The 22,202-nt window shown below is 60.4% G+C and carries 22 protein-coding genes; 14 read left to right on the forward strand and 8 right to left on the reverse strand.

Annotation, left to right across the window (positions count from 1 at the left end):
• The first annotated feature begins 96 nt into the window (after nucleotides 1-96).
• From ACTG1K_RS21190 to ACTG1K_RS21200, 3 genes are all read left to right on the forward strand, one after another.
• On the forward strand, nucleotides 97-1,737 hold the full coding sequence (locus tag ACTG1K_RS21190; protein WP_440006661.1) for a sensor domain-containing diguanylate cyclase: 1,641 nt from the start codon (nucleotides 97-99) through the stop codon (nucleotides 1,735-1,737).
• Between the two features lie 4 nt (nucleotides 1,738-1,741).
• A complete protein-coding gene (locus tag ACTG1K_RS21195) occupies nucleotides 1,742-2,845 on the forward strand; it encodes an EAL and HDOD domain-containing protein (protein WP_440006663.1) in 1,104 nt (367 codons plus the stop codon).
• A 65-nt stretch (nucleotides 2,846-2,910) separates the two neighbouring features.
• Nucleotides 2,911-3,501, forward strand: a complete 591-nt coding sequence (locus ACTG1K_RS21200) for an HAD family hydrolase (RefSeq protein ID WP_440006665.1) — start codon at nucleotides 2,911-2,913, stop codon at nucleotides 3,499-3,501.
• Between the two features lie 132 nt (nucleotides 3,502-3,633).
• On the opposite strand, the gene hfq is transcribed toward ACTG1K_RS21200, so the two are convergent.
• Nucleotides 3,634-3,993, reverse strand: a complete 360-nt coding sequence (gene hfq, locus ACTG1K_RS21205) for an RNA chaperone Hfq (RefSeq protein ID WP_005335772.1) — start codon at nucleotides 3,991-3,993, stop codon at nucleotides 3,634-3,636.
• A gap of 176 nt (nucleotides 3,994-4,169) precedes the next feature.
• Between hfq and ACTG1K_RS21210 the strand changes: the two genes are divergently transcribed.
• From ACTG1K_RS21210 to ACTG1K_RS21220, 3 genes are read left to right on the forward strand one after another with little or no spacing between them, the layout of a single operon-like run.
• Nucleotides 4,170-5,441 carry a paraquat-inducible protein A gene (locus ACTG1K_RS21210; protein WP_245148129.1) on the forward strand — a complete coding sequence of 424 codons (1,272 nt, stop codon included), beginning with the start codon at nucleotides 4,170-4,172 and terminating at the stop codon, nucleotides 5,439-5,441.
• Nucleotides 5,434-7,083 (forward strand): intermembrane transport protein PqiB, encoded by a 1,650-nt coding sequence (gene pqiB, locus ACTG1K_RS21215; RefSeq protein WP_005335774.1) that lies wholly within the window; start codon nucleotides 5,434-5,436, stop codon nucleotides 7,081-7,083. Before ACTG1K_RS21210 ends, pqiB begins: the two co-directional genes overlap by 8 nt.
• Nucleotides 7,080-7,646, forward strand: coding sequence for a PqiC family protein (locus ACTG1K_RS21220; RefSeq protein ID WP_440006667.1), 567 nt, complete (start codon nucleotides 7,080-7,082; stop codon nucleotides 7,644-7,646). Before pqiB ends, ACTG1K_RS21220 begins: the two co-directional genes overlap by 4 nt.
• An 80-nt stretch (nucleotides 7,647-7,726) precedes the next feature.
• On the opposite strand, the gene rlmD is transcribed toward ACTG1K_RS21220, so the two are convergent.
• A complete protein-coding gene (rlmD, locus tag ACTG1K_RS21225) occupies nucleotides 7,727-9,079 on the reverse strand; it encodes a 23S rRNA (uracil(1939)-C(5))-methyltransferase RlmD (protein WP_440006669.1) in 1,353 nt (450 codons plus the stop codon).
• A 273-nt stretch (nucleotides 9,080-9,352) separates the two neighbouring features.
• Here rlmD and ACTG1K_RS21230 point away from each other — a divergent pair, with 273 nt between their 5' ends.
• Nucleotides 9,353-11,077, forward strand: coding sequence for a proline--tRNA ligase (locus tag ACTG1K_RS21230; protein ID WP_440006671.1), 1,725 nt, complete (start codon nucleotides 9,353-9,355; stop codon nucleotides 11,075-11,077).
• Between the two features lie 92 nt (nucleotides 11,078-11,169).
• Here the strand turns inward: ACTG1K_RS21230 and ACTG1K_RS21235 are convergent, their stop codons facing one another.
• The 3 genes from ACTG1K_RS21235 to ACTG1K_RS21245 form a co-directional block, all read right to left on the reverse strand.
• Nucleotides 11,170-11,850, reverse strand: coding sequence for an SDR family oxidoreductase (locus ACTG1K_RS21235; protein WP_440006672.1), 681 nt, complete (start codon nucleotides 11,848-11,850; stop codon nucleotides 11,170-11,172).
• A 128-nt stretch (nucleotides 11,851-11,978) separates the two neighbouring features.
• The gene (locus ACTG1K_RS21240; protein WP_259585019.1) at nucleotides 11,979-12,608 is read right to left on the reverse strand and encodes a TIGR04219 family outer membrane beta-barrel protein; all 630 of its coding nucleotides are present in this window, start codon (nucleotides 12,606-12,608) and stop codon (nucleotides 11,979-11,981) included.
• 94 nt (nucleotides 12,609-12,702) lie between these two features.
• Nucleotides 12,703-13,152 (reverse strand): copper chaperone PCu(A)C, encoded by a 450-nt coding sequence (locus ACTG1K_RS21245; RefSeq protein ID WP_259585017.1) that lies wholly within the window; start codon nucleotides 13,150-13,152, stop codon nucleotides 12,703-12,705.
• Between the two features lie 90 nt (nucleotides 13,153-13,242).
• Between ACTG1K_RS21245 and ACTG1K_RS21250 the strand changes: the two genes are divergently transcribed.
• Entirely contained in the window at nucleotides 13,243-13,992 is a 750-nt protein-coding gene (locus ACTG1K_RS21250) for an enoyl-CoA hydratase-related protein (protein ID WP_440006675.1), read from the forward strand.
• A gap of 17 nt (nucleotides 13,993-14,009) precedes the next feature.
• On the opposite strand, the gene ACTG1K_RS21255 is transcribed toward ACTG1K_RS21250, so the two are convergent.
• Nucleotides 14,010-14,438, reverse strand: coding sequence for a DUF2753 family protein (locus ACTG1K_RS21255; protein WP_005335785.1), 429 nt, complete (start codon nucleotides 14,436-14,438; stop codon nucleotides 14,010-14,012).
• 285 nt (nucleotides 14,439-14,723) lie between these two features.
• Here ACTG1K_RS21255 and ACTG1K_RS21260 point away from each other — a divergent pair, with 285 nt between their 5' ends.
• Complete coding sequence (locus ACTG1K_RS21260) at nucleotides 14,724-15,383, forward strand: CatB-related O-acetyltransferase (RefSeq protein ID WP_440006677.1); 660 nt, start codon at nucleotides 14,724-14,726, stop codon at nucleotides 15,381-15,383.
• Nucleotides 15,384-15,483: 100 nt separating this feature from the next.
• Here the strand turns inward: ACTG1K_RS21260 and ACTG1K_RS21265 are convergent, their stop codons facing one another.
• Nucleotides 15,484-16,191 carry a ParB-like protein gene (locus ACTG1K_RS21265; protein ID WP_021231739.1) on the reverse strand — a complete coding sequence of 236 codons (708 nt, stop codon included), beginning with the start codon at nucleotides 16,189-16,191 and terminating at the stop codon, nucleotides 15,484-15,486.
• A gap of 184 nt (nucleotides 16,192-16,375) precedes the next feature.
• On the opposite strand from ACTG1K_RS21265, the gene ACTG1K_RS21270 reads away from it, so the two are divergent.
• The 3 genes from ACTG1K_RS21270 to ACTG1K_RS21280 all read left to right on the forward strand — a co-directional run bounded on the left by ACTG1K_RS21270 (nucleotide 16,376) and on the right by ACTG1K_RS21280 (nucleotide 20,096).
• Nucleotides 16,376-17,980, forward strand: coding sequence for a peptide ABC transporter substrate-binding protein (locus ACTG1K_RS21270; RefSeq protein ID WP_440006679.1), 1,605 nt, complete (start codon nucleotides 16,376-16,378; stop codon nucleotides 17,978-17,980).
• A gap of 118 nt (nucleotides 17,981-18,098) precedes the next feature.
• The gene (locus tag ACTG1K_RS21275) at nucleotides 18,099-18,398 is read left to right on the forward strand and encodes a hypothetical protein (protein WP_005335795.1); all 300 of its coding nucleotides are present in this window, start codon (nucleotides 18,099-18,101) and stop codon (nucleotides 18,396-18,398) included.
• A gap of 138 nt (nucleotides 18,399-18,536) precedes the next feature.
• Entirely contained in the window at nucleotides 18,537-20,096 is a 1,560-nt protein-coding gene (locus ACTG1K_RS21280) for a methyl-accepting chemotaxis protein (protein ID WP_440006680.1), read from the forward strand.
• 69 nt (nucleotides 20,097-20,165) lie between these two features.
• Here ACTG1K_RS21280 and dusA read toward each other — a convergent pair whose 3' ends face one another.
• A complete protein-coding gene (gene dusA / locus ACTG1K_RS21285; protein WP_005343181.1) occupies nucleotides 20,166-21,152 on the reverse strand; it encodes a tRNA dihydrouridine(20/20a) synthase DusA in 987 nt (328 codons plus the stop codon).
• Between the two features lie 137 nt (nucleotides 21,153-21,289).
• Here dusA and zur point away from each other — a divergent pair, with 137 nt between their 5' ends.
• The gene (gene zur, locus ACTG1K_RS21290; protein ID WP_139747120.1) at nucleotides 21,290-21,748 is read left to right on the forward strand and encodes a zinc uptake transcriptional repressor Zur; all 459 of its coding nucleotides are present in this window, start codon (nucleotides 21,290-21,292) and stop codon (nucleotides 21,746-21,748) included.
• Nucleotides 21,738-22,199: a chemotaxis protein CheX gene (locus ACTG1K_RS21295; protein WP_005335807.1), complete on the forward strand. Its 462-nt coding sequence runs from the start codon at nucleotides 21,738-21,740 to the stop codon at nucleotides 22,197-22,199. Before zur ends, ACTG1K_RS21295 begins: the two co-directional genes overlap by 11 nt.
• Nucleotides 22,200-22,202: the final 3 nt, after the last annotated feature.

Here is a 22,202-nt window from a genome sequence, read left to right on the forward strand (position 1 = left end):
AAAGCAACCGTTATGTGCGCTGCCTCTCCTTTCTGACATATTAATCAAGGAGAAATATGTCTATACTCGCTTGGGTACAATCCAAGGGATATTGGTATGCAGGAATGGGACCCGGAACACTTCACCAACTTCGCTCAGTTATGCGAAGTGAGCCTCGCCACCATCCGTGAAAAGACCGATGCCGAACGCCTCTACCTCTGGCTAAAAGCTCCCGAACCTCAGCTCTACAGCTTTCAGCTCGATCAGGGGCTGACCACGCTTGATCTCGCCCATCTCGGTCAACTGACCCTGCCCCACCACCTGATCGACAAGGCGATGGAGAAGGGACAACTGGTGATCGAACAACTCCAACCTCCGCCGGATCCCGGCGAAAATGTGGAGCCCGCCCAGCCGCAGTTACGCGCCTGTTTCCCTCTCAAGCGTCACATGAAACTGGAAGGGGTCATCTATCTGGAGACCCGCCGCCGCATCGATCGCCTCTCCTCCCACCAGCGTCAGGGCATCCAGCTCCTTATCCACTATCTGACTGCCGAGCTCAGCAATCACCTGCTCTCCAGCCAGGTCAATCAGGAGCGGGACCAGCGGCTCCATACCCAGACCGATCTGGTACAGAGTCAGGCACTGCAGGGCTCCTTCCTCACCATGTTGCAGGCGCTGCACATGGTCAGCGTCACCCTCTCCCGCAGTCGCAGCGAGAACGATCTGCTGCGGGATGCAGTGCTGCTGGCCCGCAAGGAGCTGCAGTTCGATCGGGTTGCCATCTTCCTGATCGAACCCGATGGCAAGACCATGCGCGGCACCTGGGGCACCAGCGAAGAGGGCGAGCTGATGGATGAACACAACTTCATCAGCCCCATTCCGGATCACCCCACGGTGCAAGAGGCGCTCAGGCGCAAGGACTACGTGCTGGTGATGGAAGATACACCCCTCTACTACGAGAAGCAGCAGGTGGGCCGTGGCTGGAACGCCATGGTATCGCTGTGGGATGGCACCACCCCCATCGGCTGGATCGCCGCCGACAACCTGCTCTGGCACCGCCCGCTCAAGGCCTATCAGAGCGAGATCTTCAAACAGTACGCCGCCATCCTGTCACAACTGCTGATCCGCCAGCGCACCCAGGAGCAGCTGGAAACCCTCAACCGCCAACTGGAGGCCCGGGTCGCCGAGCGCACCATGCAGCTGGCCGAGACCAACCGGGCGCTGGAGGAGGCCAATCACCGCCTCTCCCTCCTGTCGCTGGAAGATCCCCTCACCGGCATCGCCAACCGGCGCCAGTGGGACATCACCATGCAGCGGGAGTGGGAGTGGGCACGACGCACCCAGAACCTGCTGGCGGTATTGATGATCGACGTCGACGAGTTCAAGGCCTACAACGACCACTTCGGCCATGCCAAGGGGGATCTCTGCCTGCAACAGGTGGCCCATGTGCTGCGGGATGCAGAGCGGCGCAGCACCAATCTGGTCGCCCGTTACGGTGGCGAGGAGTTCGTCATTCTACTCTGCGCCCCCCAACCCGGTGAGGCCGAACAGCTGGCCGGACGGATCCACGATGGTCTTGCCCGCTTAAAAATGCCCCATCCCGCCTCGCGGGTTGCTGATTTCATTACGGTTAGCATAGGCTTTAGCTATCTGGTTCCCTCCCTGGACGGAGCATGGCAGACCCTGACCGAACAGGCTGACCAGGCGCTCTACCACGCCAAGTCACAAGGGAGGGCCCGCACTCTGGCCTATCGGTGATCCCATGCTGTTGCGTCGCTACCCTATCTTCAATCGTCGCCTGGCTCTGGTGGCCTACGGAATCGACTATCAGCTCAGCTCACCGGCCGAATGGCCTTCACTGGCGCAACATTGCCGCCTGCTGGCGCAGGGGCGTCAATATCTGGTGCCCTTCACCCACGAACAGCTCGATGAACAGCGTCCCCTGCTGCTGGATCAGGACGCGATCCCGCTGGTTGAAGCCTCCAGTGAACGCCAGCCCAACTCGTTCCCGGTGCTGGAGCAGTGGCGCGACAGTCGGCGCAGACTGGCGGTGCACGGCGCCAACCGGGATCCACGCTGGCTCGGCGCCAGCCGCCTGCTGGTGTACTGGATGGGGGAAGAGGGGATCTGCCAGCCCACCGAGCACAAGCGGATGGCGCTGAACATCGAAACCTGGGCGGATTTTCTCCCGCTGCGGGAGGCCGGGGTCGACTTCTTTGCCGGCGGCTTTCTCGCCCGTCCGGAGCTGGTTAATCAGCGGGCCAACCAGCCCGATATGGCGCTGGTACAGCAGATCCTCCAGCTCATCTGCCACGAAGAGTTCTCCTTCGCCCAGGTAGCCCGCCTGCTGGAGCAGGATGCCTGGCTGCCCGGCCTGCTGCTCACCTACGTCAACGCCCCCGGCTTCGATCATGCCGCCCCCATCACCTCGGTACCCCGCGCCCTCTCCTATCTGGGGGAGCAGGAGATCCGCAAGTTCGTGCTGATCAACGGTCTGGCCCGGGTGAGCCAGCACATGCCGGAGGCCTGCACCCGCATGGCCATCGCCCGCGGCCGCTTCTGCGAGTTGATTGCCCTCACCGCCCTCGGTAAAGCGGAGGCCAGCTGGGCCTTTCTGGTAGGGCTGGTGCTATATGGATCCCTGCTGTCGGAGCCTCTGATGGCCCACCTGCCCAAGAGCGTGCAGCGCGCCATCGAACTGCACGAAGGGCCACTCTTTCATCTGTTTCAGCTGGTCAGCACCTATGAACAGGGCAACTGGGCCCTGCTGGAACAGCTTGCCCCCAAATATCAACTCGATCCGGCCCAGCTCACCCCCGTCTATTTTCAGTCACAAATGTGGGGGCAAGCGTTTCTCACCAGCTAGGTGATGGCGAGGCGGGGAGCCACTGGCTAGAATGGGCTCCCTTTTTTAAGAGACTGACCCGCACCATGACGCTTTCCGGATTCCAAGGCCTGGTCTTTGACCTTGATGGCACCCTGGTCGACTCCATGCCGCTGCACCTCGCCGCCTGGGAACATACCGCCCGCGAGTTTGGCTTTCACTTCGACGCCGACTGGTTCTATGAGCTGGGTGGCATGCCGAGCCGCAAGATAGCCCTGCTGGTCGCACAGGAGCAGCAGATCCCCCTCGATCCGCTCGAAGTCACCCGCTGCAAGACCGCCCACTATGTGGCCAACCTGCACAAAGCGACCGTGTTTCCGGCCATGCAGGCGCTGGTCGAGCGCTATCATGGCGTCATCCCGATGGGGATCGGCACCGGCTCGCCGCGCATAAATGCCGAGGCGGTGCTACGCAACACAGGGCTGGAGCGCTACTTCTCAGTGGTGGTCACCGCAGACGATGTGGAGCTGCACAAGCCCAATCCGGACACCTTCCTGCTGGTCGCCAGCAAGTTGGGGGTCGCGCCATCAGGCTGTCTGGTGTTTGAAGATACCGGTATCGGGGTACAGGCCGGAGAGGCGGCGGGGATGCAGACCTGCATGGTCAAAGAGGGTCAACCGGTCGGCATAACCGCGTAGTGCGTAAAAAAATATCGCCCTGCAAGGGGCGATAACCGAAACCGACTCTCATACGGGACATGAATGAAAATGAGAGCAGTTTCCGTCAGCCGCTGACGCAGGGCGCGTCAACGGGGAGTGCGGGGCAGACGATTACTCGTTGTTGCCGCCGCCCTGATTGTCGTCATACCGACCCGGCGCACCATGGGGGCGCGGCGCCATGGAGACACGCGGCTTGCGAGCACGCTGGATGTTCACCTGCGGACGGCCGGTGTGCATGGCGATGGTGGAGATCTTGGCCTTGTAGACCAGCTGCTGGTTGCCGTGTGCATCGGTCAGCAGCACGCTGTACTGGTCAAACCCGCTGATGGTGCCTTCCAGCTTGATGCCGCTCACCAGAAAGATAGCGACCTGACTGCGGTTCTTGCGCAACCAGTTGAGGGCAGAATCTTGCCCGTTCCCGAGGGAGAAGGCTTGCTCAATCGTGGAGTAGCTTGGGGATTCAGTTGTCATAAATTATTGTCCCGCGGAAAAAAAGTGGCGTTTGATTGTGCTAAATGGGCACTGGCTTGTCAAAGTCATTCTCACTCCCGCCAGCAATAGCGGCCTCCGGGGGCTGGTCGCTGACCAGCACAACTGCGATAATCGCCAGCTCTGGCTCCACCATGGGCCTTATCTGGGGTTTTATCTTGCATCCGGTTTCACACCAACACCACACCACCTATGTCCATGATGCCACTGCCTGCGAAGAGTGTGACCTGCTGATACCGGCCACACCGCTCGAGGTGGGACAGGCCAGCTGCTGCCCCCGTTGCGGACACACCCTGAGTCGCCACCTGCCACAGCAGGAGTTGCGGCCGATCTCCTACGGGTTCGCGGCACTCATCATGTTCGTGCTCGCCAATGCCTTTACCTTTATGTCCTTCTCGGCCAAAGGGGTGGGCCAGGAGATGACTTTTCTGCAGAGCATCACCACCCTGGTGGATGAGGGCTATCTGTTTCTCGGCGCGGTACTGAGCCTGACCCTGATCGGCCTGCCGCTGGTTTATATGGGCTCCATCATGCTGGTGCTGTGGCGGGTCGATAAAGATCTGCACAGCAATGCCCTGCGCTCCCTCGGCCGTCTGCTCTGCCGGATCAAACCCTGGCTGATGGTGGATGTCTTTCTGGTGGGGGTGCTCATCTCGCTGGTCAAGCTGATGGGGATGGCCGACATCAAGATGGGGCTGTCATTCTGGGCTTTCGTCGGTTACACCGTGCTGCTCATCAAGATGATCTCCTCGCTGGATCAGATGTGGCTGTGGCAGCGGCTGTTCGGCCCGTCCGAGGCGCGGGATATCGACCCGGAAGCGGGCGCGCTGGAATCCGGCCTGGTGGGCTGCCATATCTGTGGCGCTCTGAGCGAGGTGGGCAGCCACAGCTGCTCCCGCTGCGGCGGCAAGCTGCATGCCCGCAAGCCGGGCGGCCTGAACCGTACCTGGGCGCTGCTGTTTACCTCCGCCATTCTCTACATTCCGGCCAACGTCTATCCCATCATGGATACAGTGTTCCTCGGTGATGACAGCCCCTCCACCATCCTCGGCGGTGTAGTGCTGCTCTGGGCCATGGGCTCATACCCCATAGCTGCGGTGATCTTTTTCGCCAGCGTGGTGGTGCCGCTGGTGAAAATACTGGCGCTATTCTGGCTTTGCTATATGGTGCAGCGCGGCAATGTCACCTCCCCCCTCGGCAAGCTCAAACTCTATCGCATGACCGAATTTGTCGGACGCTGGTCGATGATCGACGTCTTCGTGGTGGCCATTCTGGCGGGCCTGATCCGGCTCGACAATCTGATGACCATCTACCCCGGCCCTGCGGCCGTCGCATTTGCAGGTGTGGTGCTGATCACCATGGTCGCCGCCATGAGTTTCGACTCCCGCCTGATCTGGGATTTACAACAAGGAGAACGCGAACGTGAGTGAGCGTAAAAAAAGGTGGAAACCGGGCTCTGACTTTCTGAGCTCTGCCGCCGCAATCTGGATGGTGCCCCTGCTGGCGCTGTTCATCGGTCTCTGGATGCTGTTCCAGCACTGGTACTCCCAGGGCCCGAGTTTCACCCTGACAGTCGCCACTGCCGAGGGCATAGTCGCTGGCAAGACGGTGATCCGCTCCCGCGAAGTGGACGTCGGCCGCATCGAGGCCGTCGAGCTGAGCGATGACTATAGCCATGCCGTGCTGAAAGGACGGCTGACCAATGCTGCCTCCGGCATGCTGCGCGGTGACAGCCAGTTCTGGGTGGTCAAGCCCAGAGTGGGCCGTGAAGGGGTATCGGGTCTGAGCACCCTGCTCTCCGGCGCCTATATCGAGCTCGCCCCCGGCAAGAAAGGTCGGGCGCGGGACGAGTACGCCATGCTCGACAAACCACCGCTCGCCTCCCTCGATGCCAAGGGGCTGCGCCTCACCCTCAGCAGTCGCGACACCCGCGCGCTGGGTGAAGGCTCCCCCATCAACTATCAGGGCTTCACCATAGGTCAGGTGGAAGAGGCGAAGTTCCTGCCGGAAAAGAGCGAGATGCAGTATCAAATCTTCATCCACGCCCCCTATGACATTCTGGTGAGCAGCAACTCCCGCTTCTGGATGACCCCGGGCTTCGAGGTCTCCATGAGCAGCGAGGGGATGAAGGTGAAGATGGATTCGCTGGAGAGCCTGATCGATGGCGGCATCACCATGGGTCTGCCACCCGGCTGGGCGCCTGGCGAACCGGTCAAACAGATGGAAGGGTTCACCCTGTTCCAGGATGAGGCGAGCGTGCTGGCCGGTAGTCTGGATCAGTTCATCGACTACGTCTTCCTGTTCGATGACAACGTGGGTGGCCTGCACCCGGGCGCGGCGGTGCAGTATCGCGGCATTCGGGTCGGTACCGTCATCTCCGCCCCCTACCTCATCGAGGACAAGGGCGTGCAGATCTTCAAGAGCCGCCAGATCCCGGTGCTGGCTCGCATCGAGGTGCAGCGCCTCTCCCACCGCTATGCCAAGGCGGAGAAGGATCAGTGGCGAGCCCTGTTCGGCAAGCAGTTCAAGGAAGGGTTGCGTGCCAGCCTCAAGACCTCGAGCCTGCTGACCGGCGGCAAGATCATCGACCTCAACTTCTATCCGGACGCGCCACGTTTCGAGCAGGCCAAGCTGGCCGGTTATCAGGTCTTCCCCACCGTGCAGGGCGGGCTGGATCAGATCGAGCGCAAGGTGAACCTCATCCTCGACAAGTTTGTCGACATGGATATGGCGACCACCCTGACCAAGGTCAACGGGTCACTGACCACCCTGGATGGCACCCTGAAGAACATCAGTGCAGTCAGCGCCAACCTGAACAAGCTCACCGCCAAGGATTCTACCCAGCAGCTGCCCGCCTCGCTCAACGAGAGCCTCAAGCAGTTGCAGGAGACCTTGCAGGCCTATGATGCCCAATCGCAGACCAATCAGGATCTGCGTCAGTCGGTGCAGACCCTCAATCAGTTGATGCGCGAACTGCAGCCGCTGGTGCACTCCCTCAACGAGCAGCCCAGCTCGCTGATCTTCGATCGCGCGCATCCATCGGACCCTGAGCCCAAGCGAGGCAAACAATGAAAAAAGAGATCCTGACGCTGGCCCTGCTGGGCCTGCTGGCGGGTTGCAGCAGCCAGCCAAGCCTGCACTACTACTCGCTCGATGCCGACAGCCAGCAACCCGTAACGGCCCCGGCCCAACCGCAGCACCAGCTGGTGCTGCGCCCGGTGGCGCTGGCCAGCCAGATCGACCGGATCAGTCTGGTCTATCAGCTGGAAGGGCAAGAGCTGCACTTCACCGAGTACCATCGCTGGGCCGGTGCGCTGGACGATCAGCTCAACCAGCTCACCCTCAATGGCCTCTCCACCCGCCTGCCGGGCTGGGTGGTGCGACAGGATGGCGCCCGCAAGGGGCCGGTGCTGACCATTCTGGTGGAGCGCTTTCAGGGCCGTCATGACGGCAGCGCCGTGCTGAGCGGCCGCTGGCGCCTGCTGGCAGAAGATGGCACCGTGCTGCGCGATGCCCCCTTCCGTCAGGAGCGGGTACTGCCAGCCGATGGCTACAACGCACTGGTGAACGAACTGGGTCAGGGCTGGCAACAGCTGCTCGACCAGATTGCCGCCGAGGTGCGCAAGCAGGGTTGAGCACATCAACCTGCGAGCATCAGATAGAAAAAACGACGCCAGCTGGCGTCGTTTTTTTATGGGCAAGAGTCGGGGGCGACTTATGCCTTGGCAGGCTGGCTCAGACGGGCAACCGCTTCCACATGCATGGAGTGCGGGAACATATCGACCGGCTGCACCTCGTCCAGCACGAAGCCCTGCTTGACCAGCCAGGCAAGATCGCGGGCCAGGGTCTGCGGGTTGCAGGAGACATAGACCAGACGACGGGGCGCCATGGCGACCAAGGTCTGCAGCACCGCCTTGTCACAGCCTTTGCGGGGCGGATCCATTACCACTACGTCAGCGGTCACGCCCTGAGCGTGCAGCTCGGGCATCAGCTGCTCGGCCTTGCCGACGTGGAATTCGGTGTGCTCGATGCCGTTGAGGGCGGCGTTGCGGCGGGCATCGCTGATGGCGCTCTCCACCGACTCGATCCCCACCACCTTGGCGGCCTTGCCAGCCAGGAACAGGGAGATGGTGCCGATACCGCAATAGATGTCGAACACTGTCTCGTTACCGGTCAGTTCGGCATACTCGAGGGCGCTGGAGTAGAGCACATCGGTCTGGGTCGGGTTGTTCTGGAAGAAGGAGAGCGGCGAGATCTCGAACTCGAGTTCGTGGATCTTGTCGCGGATCACCCCTTCGCCGAGCAGCACCCGGTTGGTGGCACCCAGAATGCGGTTGGTGCGCTCATCGTTGATGTTCTGCACCAGGGTAGTAACCGGCAGATCGCTCAGGGCCGCCAACAGTTCGGCTTCGAACGGCAACGCATCACCCAGGGTTACCAGCACCACCATCAGCTCGCCGCTCTTGAAGCCCTTGCGGGTCATCAGGTTGCGCACGCAGCCGCTGTGGTTTACTTCGTCATAGGCGGCGATGTCGTGCTCGCGCATCCAGTTGCGCACCCGGGCGTTGAGCTCGACGTGCAGCGGATCCTGCACCGCACAGTCATCGGCGGTGATGAGATCGTGAGAGTGCTTGCGATAAAAACCGATCTCGGCACCGGCGTCACAGCCACGCACCGCATATTGCGCCTTGTTGCGATAGGCGAACGGGCTTTCCATGCCAAGGATATCCTTGACCGGCGTGTCACCCAGCCCGGCCTGCTCCAGTGCGCTTTGCACCAGTGCTTGCTTGAGCTTGAGCTGGGCCGGATAGGCCAGCGGACGTACCTGACAGCCACCACACTCGGTGTTGGGGCAGAAATCGGCAACCCGATCGGCAGAGGGCTGGAGCAGCTCGGCAACCTTGCCGTGCAGATAGTTCGGCTTGACCTCGGTCAGCTCCACCAGCGCCTGCTCACCGGGCAGCAGACCTTCGACAAACAGGGGGCGATCGAACAGGCGTCCTTTGCCATCTCCTTTGTCGGTCAGTTCCAGGATCTCGATCTGGTGTTGATGTCCCACTAACGGCATGAGCGGCTCCAAAAGTACTAAAAATGGGGGGTGATGAACGCGGCAAAGCCATGCCCATCGAGAAAAGGTGGCAGAGTTTAGCGGAGATCCGGCCAAATTGCAGGCATAAAAAGCCTGCTTGTTGCAATAGTCATTGCCCTGACCATCTGCTTGGCGTTGCCACCTTTCGGGTTGCGGCAAATTTAGCCCTTGGGCCATAACGCCCAGCCTGTTAAAATTCCGCTCTTGAAATTATCCTGGGCCCCGCGCCCGTTCTAGCTAAGGTCTACCGCGATGCGTACCAGCCAATATCTGCTTTCCACTCTCAAGGAAACCCCCTCCGACGCTGAAGTTGTCAGCCACCAGCTGATGCTGCGCGCCGGGATGATCCGTAAACTGGCCTCCGGCATGTATGCCTGGTTGCCAACCGGTCTGCGGGTACTGAAGAAAATCGAGAACATTGTTCGCGAAGAGATGAACAATGCTGGTGCCGTCGAAGTCTCCATGCCGGTGGTTCAACCCGCCGAGCTGTGGCAGGAGTCCGGCCGCTGGGATGATTACGGTCCCGAGCTGTGCCGTCTGACCGACCGTCACAACCGTCCCTTCGTGCTGGGCCCGACCCACGAAGAGGTGATCACTGCGCTGGTACGTTACGAAGTGAACAGTTACAAGCAGCTGCCGCTCAACCTCTACCAGATCCAGACCAAGTTCCGCGACGAAGTGCGCCCCCGTTTCGGCGTGATGCGCGGCCGCGAATTCCTGATGAAGGATGCCTACTCCTTCCACATCGACAAAGAGTCTCTGGTCGATACCTACGAGAAGATGCACGCCGCCTACTGCAAGGCGTTCACCCGCATGGGTCTGAACTTCCGTCCGGTGCAGGCCGATACCGGCTCCATCGGTGGTACCGGCTCCCACGAATTCCAGGTGCTGGCCGAGAGCGGTGAAGACTTGATCGCCTTCTCCGACAGCTCCGATTACGCCGCCAACATCGAGATGGCCGAAGCGCTGGCACCGGCTGGTGAGCGCGCTGCCGCCACCGCAGCCCTGACCAAGGTTGCCACCCCGAACGTCCACACCATCGACGAAGTGGCCGCTTTCCTGAACGTGGCACCGACCGCCATCGCCAAGACCCTGCTGGTACTGGCAGAGGAAGATGAGCACGGCAAGCAGGCCGTTATCGCGCTGGTACTGCGTGGCGACCACGAGCTGAACGAAATCAAAGCCGAGAAGCTCTCTGGCGTTGCCAATCCGCTGACCTTCGCCAACGACGAGCAGATTAAAGCAGCCGCCGGTTGCGATGCAGGTTCCATCGGTCCGGTCGGCTTTGCCGGTCGCATCATCGTCGATCGCAGCGCTGCCCATCTGGCGGACTTCGTCTGCGGCGCCAACGAAACCGGCTTCCACCTGACCGGTGCCAACTGGGATCGCGACATCGCTACCTACGAAGTTGCCGACCTGCGCAACGTGGTGGAAGGCGACCCGAGCCCGTGCGGCCAGGGCAAGCTGCTGCTCAAGCGCGGTATTGAAGTGGGCCACATCTTCCAGCTGGGTACCAAGTACTCCGAAGCGATGAAGGCGAGCGTGCTGAACGAAGCTGGCAAGTCCGTCACCATGGAGATGGGTTGCTACGGTATCGGGGTTTCCCGCCTGGTAGCCGCCGCCATCGAGCAGAACAACGACCAGTACGGCATCATCTGGCCGGACGCGATCGCTCCGTTCGAAGTGGCCATCGTGCCGATGAACATGCACAAGTCCGAGCGCGTGGCCGAGCAGGCACAACAGTTCTACGCCGAGCTGAAAGCGGCCGGTGTGGACGTGCTGTTCGACGACCGTAAAGAGCGCCCGGGCGTAATGTTCGCCGACATGGAGCTGCTGGGTGTGCCGCACGCCATCGTCATCGGCGATCGCGGTCTGGACAACGGCGTGGTGGAGTACAAGTGCCGCCGCACCGGCGAGAAGCAGGAAGTGGCCATCAGCGACATCATCGCCATGCTCAAGGCCAAGCTGGGCCGTTAATTCCGCCCTCTTCCCGATATAAAAAAGCGCGCCATTTGGCGCGCTTTTTGTTTCTGTGTGCGGACGACGGCAACCGGATGGCTAGCTTAGCCTCAGGGATTGCGACCGATAAAGAGGTCGGTCACGTGGCAGCTGCTTCTGGCTTCCAGTGCGTCGAGCATATAGGCCGCCGCATCTTCCGGGGTCATGAAACCGCTCGGGTCCACATGATCCGAGTTGTCCCAGAATTCGCTGCGGATCCCGCTCGGGTAGAGGTTGACCAGCCGCAGTGGCGAGCCTTTCAGCTCGGCGCGCAAGGATTCGAGAAAGCCGCGCATCCCCCATTTGGAGGCGCAGTAGAGGCTCTCGTTAGCCTTGCCCACCTGAGCGGCGGAGGAGAGCACATTGGCCAGCACCCCGCCTTTCTCGCCGATAAGGCGTACCGTCTGCTGGGCCACCAGTATGGTGGAGATAAGGTTGCTCTCCACCACACTGCGGATCTGCTCGGCGGTGTAGATGCCGACCGGGCCGAACTCGCCAACCCCGGCGCAGTGGATCACCATCTCGGGCAAGCCGCCCCACTCGACGGCGGCGGCAAATGCCATCTCCACCTCCTCGTGGTGCGCCAGATCGGCGGCAATGCCGATCACCGCCTGACCGAGCAGATCTTCCTGCTCCTGCAGCTTCTCGTAACGGCGCCCCATCATGGCAACCCGATGGCCCCGCTCAACCAGCCCTGCGGTCAAGGCGCGGCCAAGACCAGAACCGGCACCTGTCACTATGATGTGGCCCATTATCGCTCCTCGTCGTCAGTCGACGGTCAGATTAGAAAGTGAATTCATCGCCCATGAACCATCCATCGACAGAATACTCTGATAGATGTTGGCGAAGAATATCACCCCCGTTGTCAGACAACGTCAGATTAGAAAGTGAATTCGCCGCCCATGAACCAGCCATCGACAGACTGGTCGATATTGGCGAAGTCGACCTTGGCTTCACGCCAGCCGGCACGCAGCTTGATCGGCATGGAGGAAAACTTGTATGCGCCACCCAGACGGTAGTCATAGTTGTCTGCATCGTGGGTACGCAGGTCACCAAAGAAGGAGATGCCGGTGCCCGGGATCTTCACTTCGCTACCGGCGTACGCCATCAGGGTGTTTTCGTCATAACCCCGACGCCCCCAGGTTACCTGCTCGCCATCGTAGTGACGACCGGTCATACCCAGATCGATCTTGAACAGATCGTTGTTGAACAGACGGTAGTAGAGGCTCAGATCGTAGGCTGTCAGGTCGTTCTTGAAGGCGCCACCGGAGGTGCTGAAATCGGAAATTTCAAATTTGGCGTTCGGCAGGAAGATGATACCGTGTTCCAGTTGCAGATAGCCGTTCCAGTTGTATTTGTCATCATAGTGATTGGCACTATAACCATATGCCTGACCACTGCCCTGAGAAGCCCATACATCAGCACCGGCGGCAAAACGCCAGTCGTCAGCGGCCATGGCACTCTGGCTGCACAGCGCCAACACAAAACCGGCAATCAGTGTCTTTTTCATTACGTCACTTCCTCTTGCATACATGGAAAGAGCGCTATTTTACCCGGTGCAGCCAAAATACCCAGTCTCAAATCTGAACAAACGACGATAAATGTCAGTGCTTCATATGCTTCATCTCTGCTATCGGCTCAATCGGCTTCACCGGCAGTGACAGATCCAGCTTCTGACCATCATCCATGGTGAGGGTGAGCGGGAAAGGGGTCTGCTCGGAGAGCGTGCCCACCTCGAACAGCATGATGTGCAGGCTGCCCGGTTTCAGCACCGCCTCGCCCTTGGCCGGGATCTCGATATTCTCGACCTGGCGCATCTTCATCACGCCATTTTCGTGCAGATGAGTGTGCAGCTCGGCACGCCCCGCAGCAGCAGAAGCCGCCGCCGCCAGCTTGACCGGCTGGTCGGCGTCATTCTTCAGCACCATAAAGGCGGCAGTGTTGGGGGAGCCCGGCGGCAACAGGCGCACATAGCCGTCGACAGCCTCGACCTTGGCCAGTGCAGGCGCCGTCATACCCAGAACCAGCAGAGAATAGAACGCACGTTTAAACATGGTTGAAATCCTTTTATGATGTTGTTAAACGGCGCCAAGATTACCCCAGCAGCAACCTTTTTTGCACCTTTCAATAACAAGGATTTAGACATGGCCCCCATTCTCATTGCCGAGCAGCAGGATGGCTTGCTCACCCTGACCCTCAACCGCCCCGACAAACGCAACGCTCTCAATACCGAGCTCTATAAGCAACTGGTGGCAGCGCTGCGAGAGGCGGCGGATGATGAAGAGGTGCATGTCCTGCTGTTGCAGGGGCAGCAGGATTGCTTTACCGCGGGCAATGATCTGGCCGACTTTATGGGCAAGAGCTCGCTGGAGCCCGATGACCCCATACTGCAGTTCCTCCACACTCTGGCCGATTTTCCCAAACCTGTGATCGCCGCTGTTGCAGGCTCGGCGGTGGGGATCGGCACCACCATTCTGCTGCACTGCGATCTGGTCTATCTAGGGGATAACGCCCGCTTGCAGCTCCCCTTCGTCGAGCTGGGGCTGGTGCCGGAGTTTGCCTCCAGCCTGCTGCTGCCGCGTCTGGTGGGGCACCTCAAGGCGGCCGAGCTGTTGCTGCTGGCCGAGGCGATGGATGCCGAGGAGGCGCTGCGACTCGGGCTCGCCAACAAGGTGGTGGCGGCCGATGGATTGCTCTCCTTTGCCCGCGAGCAGGGGCTGAAGCTGGCGGCCAAGCCGCCCAGAGCGCTGCAAAAGAGCAAGGAGCTGCTGAAACAGGAGCTCAAACAGGCGGTGCACTTTGTCATCGATCTGGAGGCGCGCGCCTTCGCCCAGGCACTGCAAGGGGAAGAGGCGCAGCAGCGGATCGCCCAGAAACTCAAACGGCGGGGCTGAGCCGCGCCCACATCCGTTCAGTTGAGGCGAAAACGGCCGATCAGCTCGCAGCCCTGCACCTTGTCCTGCAGCTGGATCAGCCGGGCAATTTCCGGATTGGGGTGACGCTTGAGAAAGGCGAGCAGGGCTCCGCGACAGCAACCCAACTCGCTGATCAGCGCCTCGCACTCCCGATTGGGGCACTGCGGCACCAGCGCAGTCACCAGCTCGGAGGCAAGCTTCAGGTAGCGCAGCTCGTAAGTCGGCTCATCCATCGCCCGCCAGAAGTCAGCCAGCCGGTGACAGGTGGCGACCCGCATGGTGGCCAGCTCGGTCAACTCGACCTGGGTCATCTCGTAAACATCCCCCAGCGCCTGCTGATAAAAGCAGATCGCTGCCCCCAGCGAACCGGCCTGCCAGGCACGCTCCGCCTCCAGCATGTATCGTTGCCAACTTTGCGGTGTCATCTCGCACTCCCGAGTCCGTCATGGTGGGAGTGTTATCATGGCTAATTGAGAATAAATATCAACCAGAGGGTTAGTGCAGGATCTCTGCGTAACCTTGGCAAACCCGGCGTCCGACCTTATGATCGTGCCCTTCCCCCCTTCTTTGGAGCACACCACAATGCGACCTCGCCTCCCGCAGATGCTGGGCTGCTCCCTGCTCTGCGTGCCCCGCATGCTGGTCTGGATCTATTAGCTGCGCTCAAGCGAACGCAACCCATCCGATCCATTCAGCAAAGGAGTACCAACATGACCCCCTGCCAACACTGGTCGCAGGTCGAATACCTGCACCTGACGGTGACCAACCCCAATATCTGCCTCAAGGGACAGCACAGCTACTACTCGGGTGCCTGGGATGGTTCCTTCGAAGAGGTGGCAGTGCGCTACCTCCATGGCGATCCCTTCAGCCGCAGCCCGGACACCGGCTGGGAGCCGCTCTGGCATATCGACCGGCTCCATATCGGCGACTATGTGCAGATTGCCGCCGGGGTAAAGATCATCATGGGGGGCAACCACACCCACAACACCGTCTTCATCAGCACCTATCCGTTCGCAGATCTGGCGGCGCTCAAGCGCAGCTACCACCCCGCAGGTGATACCCGCATCGGCAACGATGTCTGGATCGGCATGGAGGCGATGATCATGCCCGGCGTCACCATCGGCGACGGCGCCATCATCGCCGCCCGCTCGCTGGTCAATCAGGATGTGCCGCCCTATGCCATGGTGGCGGGCACCCCGGCCAAGGTGGTGCGGATGCGCTTTGGCGAGGAGGAGATTGCCCGGCTACAGGCCCTCGCCTGGTGGGATTGGCCGGATCAACAGGTCAACGATCTGCTACCGCTGATCCAGCAAGGTGACGTTGCCCTGCTTGAACAGGCGGCTGCCCGCTGGGCGGAGCGCCATGAGTGACCACCACTAGCCAGCAGTAACAAGCTGACAGCAGAAGGGCGACCCGGGGTCGCCCTCTTTTATCTCCGGCATGCTCAGGGTGCCGTCATCTCACATCCACTCACTGCGCGCTTTTGGACTGGTTGAGGCTGCACTGCTTGCCGGGATAACCGGGCAAGTCACTGGCATCGCTGCCGCAGGCGAGCCGTTTGGCCTGTTGCAGGCGGGCCGCCAGATTGGCGCTGTCCACCGGCATCCATTGCATCTGCTTGCCGAGCCAGCTGGCCCAGGCAAACTCGACGAAATAGACCTGTTTATCCTTGCGAAAGTAGCCCGCATTCTGCAGCAGTCCGGCGAGGGTGCGATAGGGGTAATCAGGCAGCTTGTCGATACTGGTCGGCAACTGCTCCGGGGTCAGTGGTTGCCCCTTCTCATCCTTGAGCCAGGCCCAGTGGTTGTTCTGCATCTGGCTCCAGAAGTTGGCTTTGTCCTGCAGACGGCCAATCACCTTGACCCGGGCATCCTTGACGCCCTGCTGCCACAACGCCTTGGTGAGATGGTGGCGGTCCACCAGCCAGTAGCTGCCATCCGGCGCAATCACCACGGGGATCTCTTTCTTTTTCATCAACTTGTCGAGCTGCTTTGCGCTCATGCCAGCCAATGTGGCCTGGGTCTCATCGACCTGGATCTGGCCGACGCCCCCCTGAGTCGGGTGCAAGGCATCGATGCCGATCTCGCACCAGTTGCCCACCGCCGTGTCGCTCTGGCACGGGGCCAACGCCCAGGCACCCTGGCTCAACACACAGGCCAGCAATAACCATGCTTTCATCGTTTGACACTCCTCACCACATTGAACTGCACAGACGCCGGGAACGCTCTTCTACCCCGATTGGGAGTGAGAGTCGAATGCTGGCGGTCAGACCAGCAAACGGGATATCATGATTTCCCATCTATCGGCGATATTTTCTCGCCGAGTTTTCTCCCCGCTTCACACTATTTGAAGGATCCGACCCATGAAAGGATGGACCCCCTTGCTGGCCCTGCTGGGCTGTGCTGCTGTCCAGGCTGCCGATATTCCCGCCGGAACACAACTCGCCGCCGAGCAGATTGTCGTTCGCCACCTCAAGGATGAACCTGCGAGCCTGAGCCCGCTCAAGCTGGTCGGCCTGCCGGAGTTGCAGGTACTACGGGATCTGTTCGAGGGGCTGCTGACCCAGGGGCCGGATGGCAAACCGGTTGCCGGGGTGGCGGCCAGCTGGGAGAACAAGGGCAACCAGTTCTTTACCTTCCATCTGCGCCCGGATGCGCGCTGGTCCAACGGCGATCCGGTCAAGGCCGGCGACTTCGTCTACGGCTGGCGCAAGCTGGTCGACCCGAAAGAGGCGGCCACCTTCGCCTGGTTTGCCCAACTGGCCCGTTTCGACAAGGTGGACGAGATAGTCGCTGGCAAATTGCCTGCCAGCGAGCTGGGGGTCAAGGCCCTCGATGATCACACCCTGCAAGTGACCCTCTCCCAGCCGGTGCCCTACTTCCTGAACCTGCTGAGCCACCCCAGCCTGTCGCCGCTCCATCAGGCCAGCATCGAGCAGTACGGCAACCAGTGGACTCAGCCCGGCAAACTGGTGGGCAACGGTGCCTTTGTGCTGAACAACCGGGTGGTCAACGAGAAGCTGGAGCTGACCCCCAACCCTTATTACTGGGATCGGGCCCATACCGTATTGACCAAGGTGATCTTCATGCCGATCAATCAGGAGAGCGCGGCCACCAACCGCTATCTGGCGGGCGACCTGCACATCACCGAATCTTTCCCAAAGGAGCAGTACGACAAGCTGAAGCTACAGATCCCGAATGAGGTCTACACCCCGGATCAGCTCGGTACCTACTACTACGCTTTCAATACCCGTGAGGCGCCACTGAACGATGTGCGGGTACGCAAGGCGCTCTCCTACACCATCGACCGCGCCCTGATCGCCGACAAGGTGCTCGGCACCGGCGAGAAACCGGCTTATCACTTCACTCCGGATGTAACCGCCAGCTTTACCCCGGCCGCCAACTTGCTCTCCACCAGCAGCCAGCCGGCGCTGGACAGCAAGGCCAAGGCCCTGCTCAAGGAGGCTGGTTACGGCCCGGACAAGCCGCTCAAGCTGACCCTGCTCTACAACACCGCGGAAATTCACAAGAAAATGGCGTTGGCCATCGCCAGCATGTGGAAGCAAAAGCTGGGCGCTGAGGTCGAGCTGACCAATCAGGAGTGGAAAACCTATCTCGACAGCCGCCAGAGCGGTCAGTTCGAGGTAATCCGCTCCTCCTGGGTCGCAGATTACAACGACCCGTCAGCGTTCCTCGGCCTGTGGGGCTCCCGTCACAGCGGCAATATGGCTGGCTTTGCCAATGCCCGTTATGACCAGCTGCTGGCAGAGGCGGCCAGCACTCAGGATGCCGCCAGTCGCAGCAAGCTGTTTGGCGAGGCGGAGACGATCCTGCTGGATCAAGCCCCCATCGCCCCCATCTACCAGTACACCAATGCCCGACTCATCAAGCCATGGCTCAAGGGCTACCCCATCAACAACCCGGAAGATGTGGCCTACAGCCGCCAACTCTACCTCGTCAAACACTGACACCGGCCACAACGATGCGAGGCCCCGCTGGGCCTCGCTATTGATACTGTTCACACCACGATTTCCAGCCTAAAATGCCGCCCCTTCTGTTCAATTAATCTTCAATACCCAGTCAGACATGCGTTATTTGATACTGCTCTCGTTGTTGTGGACCCTGCCTGCACAGGCCAACAGCGAATCCCAATGCCAGCAAGAGTTTGTCGGCTGGATGCTGCATCAGCAGCAACAGTTCAGCGATCGCAAGTCTGACAAGATGGAGCGGCGCCGGGCCGAGCGGGCCATCGAGTTGGCTCGTCAGGAGTACGACAAGCAGACCAGCTTTTGCAAAACGATGGAGCTGGTGCGTAGCTACAAAGATAGCGATCCGCGCTTTAAACCGAGAAGCGGCGAAGTTCACGATTTCACACCGGCCAGCTGACCCTTACTTCATCAATTCATTGTGTTGATTAATTGACCCAAGCCAAGTTCGGGTCACTGAAGAGCCTTAGAATGATTAACTGAGAACGACAATAAAAAAACATATTTATCAGTTATTTGGCTTTTTCAGGAACGACACATGACCAAACTCCATCAGGAGGGGGAGATACACTTCCCCGACAACATCGCACTCATCTCGACCACGGATCCCGCCAGTCATATTACCTATGCCAACCAGCACTTCTGCGATGTGGCCGGGTATGGTGCGGCCGAAATGGAAGGGGCACCCCACAATCTGGTGCGACACCCCGACATGCCCAAAGCGGCCTTCACCGACATGTGGCAGCGGCTGCGACAGGGCAAAAGCTGGATGGGGCTGGTCAAGAACCGCGCCAAAAGCGGTCAGTTCTATTGGGTAAACGCTTACGTCACCCCGATCCTCAATGCGCAGAAGGAGATCGTCGAGTTCCAGTCGGTGCGCACCAAACCCGCCGCCAGCGATGTGGCCTGGGCCGAGCAGCTCTATGGCCTGCTGCGCAGCGGCAAGGCACTTCCCTGGCTGAGCCGGTTTCACATTGAACCGGGTCAGCTGACCCTCTGGCTCTCCGTTTCTGCCTTGCTCACCACCCTTGCTACCTTTGCCACCGGCAACCTGTTATGGCTGCTGCCCACCGCCTTGTTGCTGTTGGCACAGGCAATCCACGGCTGGCGATTGCAGCAACGGCTGGCTCATCTGCTCACCCTTGCCGATCAAGACAAGGGAACCCGCCTCTGTCAGGTGCTCTACACCCGACGGCGCGATACCCTGGCGGCCGTCGAACTGGCCCTGCGGATGAAGCAGGCCGAGCTCAAGGCCGTGGTCGGGCGCAGCGCCGACACCAACCAGCAGATCCTGCAGGCAGCCGAAGATGACCGGGGCAATATCCAGACCATCGATACTCATCTGCAGCAGCAGCGCGACCACAGCGAGCAGCTGGCGACCGCCATCACAGAGTTGAGCCACTCCATTCGCGATGTGGCCCACAGTGCCCATGAGGCGAGCAATCTGGTCATAGAGGTACAGCAGGTCTCCGACGAAGGGCTGCAAGCATTGGCGACCACCCGTTCTGCCGTCAACCAACTCCATCAGGAGCTGGATGCCAACCACGCCGTGCTGGCCCAGCTCACCAGCGACAGCCAGAAGATCAGCGGTATTCTGGAGGTGATCAGTCAAATCGCCGACCAGACCAACCTGCTCGCCCTCAATGCGGCCATCGAGGCCGCCCGGGCGGGCGAACAGGGGCGCGGTTTTGCCGTGGTGGCGGATGAAGTGAGGGCGCTGGCCCAGAAGACCCGAGCCTCGACCAGCGAGATCCACGAGATGATCCAGGCGCTGCAGCAGACTACACGACAGTTGTCGGAGGGGATGATGCAAGGGGCGCAGACCTCGGTACGCTGCCAGCAGCACGCGGGCACCACCGCCGACGTGCTCACCCAGATCAACCGGATGCTGGGGCAGGTAACCCGTACCAGCGACGAGATCGCCCAGGCGGTGAGTCAGCAGGCCGACGTCACGGCGACCCTCGATGAAGGGGTACACCAGATCCACCAGCTGGCCAGCCACACCGCCGACAACAGCAGGCAGGCGCTAGATGGCATCACCCTGCTGGTAGAGCGGCTGCAGGACCTCTCGCGGCTGATCAACCAGTTCAGATATTGAAGCGACAGCGATCAAAAAAGCGCGTCAACTGACGCGCTTTTTGGCTGCTCTTGCCTTGGCACAACTGGCTTATTCGGCCGTCTCGCTGGCGGCAAACTCCGGCACCTTGGCCATGGCATCCAGCACCACCTGAATATCCGCCCCCGGCTTGCAGGCGTTCTCGCTCAGGTGACGGCGCCAGGCGCGGGCCCCCTGCATATTCTGGAACAGACCCAGCATATGGCGGGTCATGTGGGAGAGGTAGTTGCCCTTGGCCAGCTCCTGCTCGATATAGGGCAGCATCATCCGCACCACTTCGTGGCGGCTCGGCACGGCGTTGTTCTGGCCGAACACCAGGTTATCTACCTGCGCCAGAATGTAGGGGTTCTGATAGGCTTCGCGCCCCATCATGACGCCATCGACGTGTTGCAGGTGCTCAAGGGTCTGCTCCATGGAGGTGACGCCGCCGTTGAGGGCGATGGTGAGCTCCGGGTAATCCTGCTTGACCCGATAGACGCGGGGATAATCGAGCGGCGGGATCTCGCGGTTCTCCTTGGGGCTCAAGCCACTCAGCCACGCCTTGCGGGCATGGACGATAAAGGTGTCGCAACCGGCATCGCGCACCTGTTCGATGAATGCCTGCAGAAATTCGTAGGAGTCCTGATCGTCGATACCGATACGGGTCTTCACTGTCACCGGAATATCGACCACATCGCGCATCGCCTTGACGCAGTCTGCCACCAGCGCCGGTTCACCCATCAGGCAGGCGCCAAAACGGCCGTTCTGCACCCGATCGGAGGGGCAACCGACGTTGATGTTCACCTCGTCATAGCCGCGTTCCTCGGCCAGCTTGGCACAGCGCGCCAGATCGGCAGGATTGCTGCCACCCAGCTGCAGGGAGATGGGGTGCTCCTGCTCGCTGTAACCCAGATAATCCCCCTTGCCGTGGATGATGGCGCCGGTGGTCACCATTTCGGTATAGAGCAAGGTCTGGCGGCTCATCAGTCGATGAAAGTAACGGCAATGCCGATCAGTCCAGTCCAGCATGGGGGCGATGGAAAAACGCTGCGCCTGCATAAAAATCATCCGGGTTGGCTAAAGAAAGGGGCGGATTTTATCACAACGTGAAGCAGCCCCAGAAAATGAATTTTGTCGCCGCGCCATGCGAGGCCCTGTGATAGTATCCGGCTAATAGAAAGGGTATCTGCGCGATCATGAATCAAGACCAACTTTTACAACGAGCCGAGCGACTCTGTATACAGCGAGGGATCCGCTTCACCCCGACCCGACGTCAGGTATTTCGCCTGCTGGCGGCACACGGCAACGCCATCAGCGCCTATGATTTGTTGGCCCAGCTGCAGCAAACCGAAGCCAATGCCAAGCCGCCAACCGTCTATCGGGCACTCGATTTTTTGCTCGAACAGGGCTTTGCTCACAAGGTGGAATCTCTCAACGCGTTTATCTTCTGCTGCCACTTCGATCACGCTCACCCGATGCAGTTGTTGATCTGCGACGAGTGCGGGGATGTGGTCGAGCTTCACGATACGGCGATCGATAGCGCGTTTTCCGAGCAGGCCCACTTGCATGGTTTTACTATTACCAATAAGACGATAGAGGCACATGGCCAATGTGTCCGTTGTACGCCCACTGTAGGAAGTCATCATGAAGGCTGATTTTGTAAATCCGTTCCTGCTATCCCTGCTCAATGTGCTCTCGACCATGGCACAGCTGGAACTCAAACCGGGCAAACCGAAACGCAAGATGGATGAGCTGGCGCGCGGCGACGTCTCCGGCCTGATCGGCATGGTCGGCCCGCAGACCCGTGGCTCCCTCTCCATCAGCTTCGAGAAGGGGCTGGCACTGGAGATCATGCGCCGCATGCTGGGGGAAGCTCCCGCCAACATCAACGAAGAGGTGACCGACATGGTCGGTGAAATCACCAACATGGTGACCGGCGGTGCCAAGCGGATGCTGGGCGAGAAGGGCTACGAGTTTGACATGGCAACCCCCATCATAGTCTCCGGCCCCAACCACACCATTACTCACCGTGCCGATGGCACCAAGATCATGATGCCGTTCGAATCGGATTTCGGTCGCGCCACTATCGAAATCTGCTTCGAGTAACCC

The organism is Aeromonas sp. 102P (assembly GCF_051920345.1).
GTDB classification, from domain to species: domain Bacteria; phylum Pseudomonadota; class Gammaproteobacteria; order Enterobacterales; family Aeromonadaceae; genus Aeromonas; species Aeromonas veronii.

Excerpts from the sequence above, each read along its gene's own strand:
- ACTG1K_RS21280 (WP_440006680.1), top strand. The coding sequence starts at position 18,537 with ATGACCAAACTCCATCAGGAGGGGGAGATACACTTCCCCGACAACATC.
- zur (WP_139747120.1), top strand. The coding sequence starts at position 21,290 with ATGAATCAAGACCAACTTTTACAACGAGCCGAGCGACTCTGTATACAG.
- ACTG1K_RS21220 (WP_440006667.1), top strand. The coding sequence starts at position 7,080 with ATGAAAAAAGAGATCCTGACGCTGGCCCTGCTGGGCCTGCTGGCGGGT.
- ACTG1K_RS21190 (WP_440006661.1), top strand. The coding sequence starts at position 97 with ATGCAGGAATGGGACCCGGAACACTTCACCAACTTCGCTCAGTTATGC.
- ACTG1K_RS21275 (WP_005335795.1), top strand. The coding sequence starts at position 18,099 with ATGCGTTATTTGATACTGCTCTCGTTGTTGTGGACCCTGCCTGCACAG.
- ACTG1K_RS21235 (WP_440006672.1), bottom strand. The coding sequence starts at position 11,850 with ATGGGCCACATCATAGTGACAGGTGCCGGTTCTGGTCTTGGCCGCGCC.
- ACTG1K_RS21265 (WP_021231739.1), bottom strand. The coding sequence starts at position 16,191 with ATGAAAGCATGGTTATTGCTGGCCTGTGTGTTGAGCCAGGGTGCCTGG.
- ACTG1K_RS21200 (WP_440006665.1), top strand. The coding sequence starts at position 2,911 with ATGACGCTTTCCGGATTCCAAGGCCTGGTCTTTGACCTTGATGGCACC.
- dusA (WP_005343181.1), bottom strand. The coding sequence starts at position 21,152 with ATGCAGGCGCAGCGTTTTTCCATCGCCCCCATGCTGGACTGGACTGAT.
- ACTG1K_RS21250 (WP_440006675.1), top strand. The coding sequence starts at position 13,243 with ATGGCCCCCATTCTCATTGCCGAGCAGCAGGATGGCTTGCTCACCCTG.
- ACTG1K_RS21260 (WP_440006677.1), top strand. The coding sequence starts at position 14,724 with ATGACCCCCTGCCAACACTGGTCGCAGGTCGAATACCTGCACCTGACG.
- rlmD (WP_440006669.1), bottom strand. The coding sequence starts at position 9,079 with ATGCCGTTAGTGGGACATCAACACCAGATCGAGATCCTGGAACTGACC.
- ACTG1K_RS21240 (WP_259585019.1), bottom strand. The coding sequence starts at position 12,608 with ATGAAAAAGACACTGATTGCCGGTTTTGTGTTGGCGCTGTGCAGCCAG.
- ACTG1K_RS21270 (WP_440006679.1), top strand. The coding sequence starts at position 16,376 with ATGAAAGGATGGACCCCCTTGCTGGCCCTGCTGGGCTGTGCTGCTGTC.
- ACTG1K_RS21195 (WP_440006663.1), top strand. The coding sequence starts at position 1,742 with ATGCTGTTGCGTCGCTACCCTATCTTCAATCGTCGCCTGGCTCTGGTG.
- ACTG1K_RS21255 (WP_005335785.1), bottom strand. The coding sequence starts at position 14,438 with ATGACACCGCAAAGTTGGCAACGATACATGCTGGAGGCGGAGCGTGCC.
- hfq (WP_005335772.1), bottom strand. The coding sequence starts at position 3,993 with ATGACAACTGAATCCCCAAGCTACTCCACGATTGAGCAAGCCTTCTCC.
- ACTG1K_RS21230 (WP_440006671.1), top strand. The coding sequence starts at position 9,353 with ATGCGTACCAGCCAATATCTGCTTTCCACTCTCAAGGAAACCCCCTCC.
- ACTG1K_RS21245 (WP_259585017.1), bottom strand. The coding sequence starts at position 13,152 with ATGTTTAAACGTGCGTTCTATTCTCTGCTGGTTCTGGGTATGACGGCG.
- ACTG1K_RS21295 (WP_005335807.1), top strand. The coding sequence starts at position 21,738 with ATGAAGGCTGATTTTGTAAATCCGTTCCTGCTATCCCTGCTCAATGTG.